The sequence below is a fragment of the Embleya sp. NPDC005971 genome (genome assembly GCF_040629175.1).
Taxonomy (GTDB): domain Bacteria; phylum Actinomycetota; class Actinomycetes; order Streptomycetales; family Streptomycetaceae; genus Embleya.
Genome location: NZ_JBEXUX010000009.1, coordinates 196600 through 202701 on the forward strand (window position 1 = coordinate 196600; position 6102 = coordinate 202701).

The 6102-nt window shown below is 70.9% G+C and carries 4 protein-coding genes; 2 read left to right on the forward strand and 2 right to left on the reverse strand.

Annotated features, from left to right (window positions below):
• Positions 1-10: 10 nt before the first annotated feature.
• Positions 11-598, reverse strand: coding sequence for a hypothetical protein (locus tag ABZ374_RS11665; protein ID WP_360309587.1), 588 nt, complete (start codon positions 596-598; stop codon positions 11-13).
• Between the two features lie 85 nt (positions 599-683).
• Between ABZ374_RS11665 and ABZ374_RS11670 the strand changes: the two genes are divergently transcribed.
• Both ABZ374_RS11670 and ABZ374_RS11675 read left to right on the forward strand, forming a co-directional pair.
• Positions 684-1361 (forward strand): response regulator transcription factor, encoded by a 678-nt coding sequence (locus tag ABZ374_RS11670; protein ID WP_360309589.1) that lies wholly within the window; start codon positions 684-686, stop codon positions 1359-1361.
• Between the two features lie 164 nt (positions 1362-1525).
• Positions 1526-2887, forward strand: a complete 1362-nt coding sequence (locus ABZ374_RS11675) for a HAMP domain-containing protein (protein ID WP_360309591.1) — start codon at positions 1526-1528, stop codon at positions 2885-2887.
• Between the two features lie 448 nt (positions 2888-3335).
• On the opposite strand, the gene ABZ374_RS11680 is transcribed toward ABZ374_RS11675, so the two are convergent.
• Entirely contained in the window at positions 3336-4676 is a 1341-nt protein-coding gene (locus ABZ374_RS11680; RefSeq protein WP_360309593.1) for a hypothetical protein, read from the reverse strand.
• Between the last annotated feature and the right edge of the window lie 1426 nt (positions 4677-6102).

The window sequence follows — 6102 nt, forward strand, 5'->3', positions numbered from 1 at the left end:
GGCGACCCGGTCAGTCCTCGTAGGTCGACGCGATCGGCTGGTGTCCGTTCCAGACCACGAACACCGACGAGGTGCGGTGGTTGGCGGTGAAGTCCACCCGGATCCACCTGTCTCCGGGCCACACCTTCACCGCCCAGCCGGGGTTCGGGGTTGCGGCGATCAGCGTCGCGCTCGTGGCCGAGTACCGGAACGACGCCCGCCCGCCCCGTACTTCGAAACTCTGCACGGCCGGAGCCGGCGGGTCCTCCCGAAGCTGGGCCGGCGGTACCACCGACGTCGGCGGGCTCTTCGGCGTCGGCGGGGCGGAGGACGCGGGCGCCGACGCGGACGCCGTGGTCGGCGCCGGCGTTCGGTTGACCGCGGAGATCAGGTCGGGTGCCTCGCTCGTCGGCGGCGCGACCGGCGTCGACGGCGCGAGCGGCGTCGGTGGCCGAGAACTCGTCACCGGTGGCGGTTCGTCCCCGGCGGCCAGCGTCGGAGCCCGAGGCGGCTCGAACACGGTGTCGCGCAACACGCTGCGCACGCCCCACCAGGCCAGCGCGACGGCCATCGCGCTGACCACGAGCCATACCGCGATCGAGGTGACGGTTCTGCGCACGTGCTCTGGCCTCCAGCCGCTGATCCGGCCCGATGTTCCCCTCCCGGGCCGGCCGGATCGAAGAGTACGGGTACGGTTCCGAACCATGGCACAGGTGCTCGTGGTCGAGGACGACCAATTCGTACGTTCGGCGCTGATCCGCTATCTGACGTCGTCCTCACACGCCGTTCGGAGCGTCGGAACGGCTCTCGAAGCATTGCGCGAAGTCGCCCAATACCCTTTCGATGTGGTCATTCTGGACCTCGGTCTGCCGGATCTGGACGGCTCCGAGGCGTTGAAGATGTTGCGCGGCATATCCGACGTCCCGGTGATCATCGCGACCGCCCGGGACGACGAGGCCGAGGTGGTCCGGCTGCTCAACGCGGGGGCCGACGACTACGTGACGAAGCCGTTCTCCGGCGAACACCTGGGCGCGCGCATGTCGGCCGTGCTGCGCCGTGCGCGCGGGCGGACCACGCCGGAGGTGTTCACCGTCGGCGGCCTGCTGATCGACACCAGGCGCCGGGAGGCACAACTGGACGGCCGGGAGTTGGAGTTGACCCGGCGCGAGTTCGACCTGCTGGCGTTCCTGGCGGCGCGGGCCGGGACGGTGGTGCCGCGGCGGGAGATCCTCGCCGAGGTGTGGGGTCAGTCGTACGGTGACGACCAGACCATCGACGTGCACCTGTCCTGGCTGCGGCGCAAGCTCGGTGAGAAGGCGCGGGAGCCGAGGTATCTGCACACGGTGCGGGGTGTCGGGGTGAAACTGGAGCCGCCGGCGTGAGGGCGGGCGCGGGGACCGCGGCGGGTGGGGAGGGGTCGGGCGCAGGCGGTACGGGTGGCGACGGAGCGCCGGATCCGCGTGCGGCGGGTCGGGCGCAGGCTTCCGGGGGACGGACGCCGGCTTCGGCAGGCCGGGACGGCAAGCGGCCGCGGGCGCCCAAGGGGGTGCGAGGCACGCTGGTGCGGGTCTCGTTGGCGGTCACCACGATGGTTGCCCTGGCGTTTTTGATCCCGCTGGTCCTGGTGATCCGGGAGATCGCCGCGGACCGTACCTTCACCGACGCCGAGCGGCAGGCCGCCGCGCTGCAGCCGGCGCTGGTGATCACCACCGATCGGGCGACGCTGGAGCCGGCGATCGCGAGTGTGCCGGCCGGTTCGAGTGGTCGGATCGCGATCCACCTGCCGGACGGTTCGGTGCTGGGGCGGCCGCGGGCGAGCGAGCAGAGCGTGGCCACCGCGCGCGGGTCGGCCCGGTCGTTCCGGGTCCGGGCGGGCGGCGGCTGGGCGTTGTTGCAGCCGCTGCTGTTGGACCAGGGGCGGATCACCGTGATCGAGGTGTACGTGCCGGACGGCGACCTGGAGCACGGCGTCGATACCGCGTGGATGGTGCTCACCGGCGTGGCGGTCGTCCTGGTCGGCGGCTCCGTGGTGGTCGCCGACCGGCTCGGCGCACAGGTGGTGCGCTCGGCGCGGGGCCTGGCTTCGGCGGCCCGCGCGTTGGGGACCGGCGACCTGGCGGCCAGGATCGCGCCGCAGGGCCCGTCCGAACTCCAGGAGGCCGCCACATCGTTCAACACGATGGCCGATCGGGTGGAGCAACTGCTGGCCAACGAGCGGGAGATGGCTGCCGACCTGTCGCATCGACTGCGCACGCCGCTGACCGCGCTACGGCTGAACGCGGCGGCGCTGGGCGAGGACCCGGTGGCCGAACAGACCCGGAACGCGGTGGCGCAGTTGGAGCGCGAGGTCGACGAACTGATCCGCACGGCACGGCGATCGAGCACGAGCATCGAGGCGGTGGGTTGCGACGCGGCCGAAGTGGTGCGTGACCGGATGGACTTCTGGTCGGCACTGGCCGAGGACGAGGTGCGCCCGTGGCAACTGGTGGGCGCGGACCAGCCGGTACGGGTCCCGGTGCCCCGGGGCGACCTGGCGGCCGGGCTCGACGCGATGCTGGGCAACGTCTTCCGGCACACCGAGGAGGGCGTGCCGTTCTCGGTCACCCTGCACTCGGGTCGGGACGCGGTGATCCTGCTCGTGGCCGACGGCGGCCCGGGCATCGCCGACCCGGAGAGCGCGCTGCGGCGCGGCCACGGGCACGGCGGCGAGGGCTCCACGGGACTGGGCCTGGACATCGTCCGACGCCTCGCGGAGGCCACCGGCGGCGAGGTCGGCGTGGGCCGCTCGGTGCTGGGCGGCGCGGAGATCAGCGTACGACTCGGCGCCGGCCGCACGGAGGCGATCGTGCGCCGCAGCCGCCGAGCGGGCAAGGGCGGACGCGGCCGGCGACGGTTGGGGGTGGGGTGACGGACGGGGCGGGGTGAGGGGGCGGAGCATGTCGATGGTGGGGTGATCGTCGACGGTCGGGACGGGGGAGTGGCTGTCGTCAACGCGCATTTGATCGACGATGGGCTGTCCCGACACCACCTGCGGCGGACCCTTTGATGCCGGTCGCCGCGTACCGCGCGTTGCTGCCACACCCGGGCCGCCACGACGCCCTCGCCGTCATCCGGGCGCGTTCGTCGAACCGCTCCATGACACGTTCCGGGCGGGGAGGCTGGCCAAGCTCGATGCCGTGCCCGATCCGTTCACGACCATGGTCGCGCTCTCGAAGTCCCGCGAGGAGCAGTCCTCCGGCACCACGTTCACCTTCGACCGACCCGTGGACGACGATCGGAACCACCTCCTCGACGTGCACCGTCGCTGCTGCGCGAGACGAACCCGACACCCGTCGAAACAGGCTTCTGCGACGGGTTCAGGCAGTGGCCGGCCGGGCCGCAGCGGCGGCGGCTCGGACTTCGGGAGCTTCCATCGGGTCGTCGCGTAGTTCCGCGATGCGCTTTCGGGTTGTGGGGTTGTCGGGTGCGTGGGCGATGCCGAGGAGTCGGGCCTGTTCCTGGCAGTCCCAGAGGGATTCGGTGTGGGCGTGCTCCAGGCCGCTCGCGTCGATGGCGGCGAGCGCTTCCAGGTAGGCGGGCCGCGCGTAGGAGTGCGGGGTGTGCAGCCAGAGCCGGCGCAGGTCGGCCACCGCCTCGGCGGCTTCCGGCCCGAAGCGGGCCAGTTGCCGTGCCGTGGCCTCGGGGCCGCACCAGGTGTGGGTCCGCCGTTGTTGCGCGAGTTCGGCCAGTAGGACCGGCAGCGCCTCGGGGACGGCCTGGTCGGCGAGGACGTTACGGCCGAGGCGGGCGAGCCATTCGCGCTCGTCGCCCGCCCAGTCGCGCGCCGCCGGTACGGCCAGGGCGCCGAGGTGTTCGACGGCCCGGGTGAGCTGCGGGAGGGGACGGCGACCGTCCGGGGTGGCGAGCGAGGGTACGAGGGGGATCAGGGCTTCCGTCGGGTCGCGGCGGCACAGTTCGTGCAGGGCGTCGACCCGGATGCGGTCCCCGGGCGGGGCGAGGGTCAGCAGGTCGAGCAGCTCGCCGTCGGTATGTCCGCCGAGATCGTGCGGAGCCGGTCGTGGATCGGGCCGCCGGACCACGACTCCGAACCCGGCCCACGGCTCGGTTCGCCACGGCGGCTCCGGTTCCCGGCCGATGCGGGTTCGCGCGACCTCGGCCAGGTCCTCCCACCAGGTGTCCGGCCAGTGGTCCGCGACGGACTCCAGTACGGGTATCCAGTGGGCGCCTTCCCGGATGTGGACCCGCAGTCCCTCCCGGGCCTCGTGCGATCCGCCGAGAGCGAGCAGGACCAACACATCGGCCGCCCGGGAGCACTCGTCCTCGGAACCCGCGAGTTGCTTCACGATCGGTGCCGGCGACAACTCCAGCTCTTGGACCGACCGCGCCAGGTACAGGGCACGTTCGTCGACGAGTCCGTCCCAGGCCCAGTCCCGACGGATCCCGTCGTACACGAACGGCGCGGCTGCCGAGGGGCTTTGCCGCGCCTGTATGGCGCCCAGGCCCCGTCCTCGTTGCAGCAGCCCTTGGAGGGATTTGTGGGGGGCGTAGAACATTTCGTTGTTCTTGTTGTCGTTCTTATCGTTCTTGTCGTTCTTGTCGTTGCCCTCGTTGCCCTCGTTGCCCTCGTTGCCCTCGTTGCCCTCGTTGCCCTCGTTGTCCTTGTCGTTGTTCTTGTTGTCGTTCTTGTTGTCGCTCATCGGGCGGAACCCTGCCGGATGAGGGGCTTGGCTGTCGCGTGATATTTGCCCTGCTTCGGTCCTTCGGTTCTGTCCTGGGGGCGAGGTCCGGTGGGCTGTTTGGGTGGGGTTGTTTCGGCGGAGGAACCGGCTTGGGGGAAATGGGAGTTCGCGTGGTGGTGGCGCCGGCGTTTTGTGACGGGCGCCGTGGCGAGGGCGAGGATCAGTCCTGCCTTGCGGGGATCGCGTTTGGGAACGGCGTGCGTGCCGACTTCGGGTGATGCGGCATTGTCGTGTGGCGTGTCCTGGCGTGTCCTGGCGTCTCCTGGCCGATAACGGTCTCTGCGGCCGGTCTCACGGCGGGTGCAACGTCTGTGTGGGGGAGGGGATTTCGGGTGCTATTGGACACAGCCGGATCGGCCGCATCGCAACGGCGGGGGCGAGCGTCAGGTCCGGACGCACCGGTCTCATGGGTCGACCACCCGGAAGTTGCTTCATCAACCTCATGGGAATACGCGCAGGGGTGTGGGGCGGTTTGGGGGGCTGACGACTGGTTCGTTGTTTGGTTTGGGGTGGGGTTGCGTTGTGGGATGCGTTGCGATGCGCGGTTGGCTCGGGGTGGGGGCGGACACTTGGACGAGGGATCTTCTCACTGTGAGTAGTTGTTCGTGTGCCGCCGGACACGTGGACCTTGATCAACCCTTAAGTGGGCCTTAAACCCTTGTCTCGGGGTCAATCCGGTCGGGTCGACAGGTGTTCTTCGGCCACGGTTTTCACTAGCCTTCAGAACGACGGTCCATTCGGAACCAACGGGACTCCCCCCTTTCCGAATGGCCCAGGCGCAGCCCAATCCCCCCCAGGGTCTGTAGCCGTTCGGGGATCTCGCATCCCCGGCCGCTCGTGTCCCCACCCCCACCCGGGGCACGACGGCATCCCGACCCGAGAGCGAAAACTCTCGGGTCGGGCTTTTTTTATGGGCCGAATGGGGCTGGGGCTGGGGCTGGGGCACGGGTGCCGGCGCGGGGCGGTGCTTGGGCTTCCGGCGGGTCGCGGGGGTGGCGGGTCCGGGTGGCTGGGGTTGCGGGGGCGGCGGTGGAGTTGGCCTGGGTCGTGAGCGCAGCGAGCACGGCGACCCGGTTGCGCACGGAACCGGCGGGACGGCCTGGGTCGCGAGCGCAGCGAGCACGGCGGCCTGGGTCGCGAACCGAACCGGCGGGACGATCCGGGTCGCGAGCGCAGCGAGCACGGCGGCCCGGGTCGTGAGCGGAACGGGTGGGACGGCCGGGGTCGTGAGCGGAGCGAGCGGGTGGGGGGCTTTCGGCGATGCAGCGCTGCTTCTATTGGGCGCCTTCGGCGCCGGCTCGCGAGGCACCACTTTTTGCTCCCCCGCTGACGCTCCTCCGCAAAAAGTGGCCCCTCGCTCGTGACTTCGTGTCCCTTCGCTTCG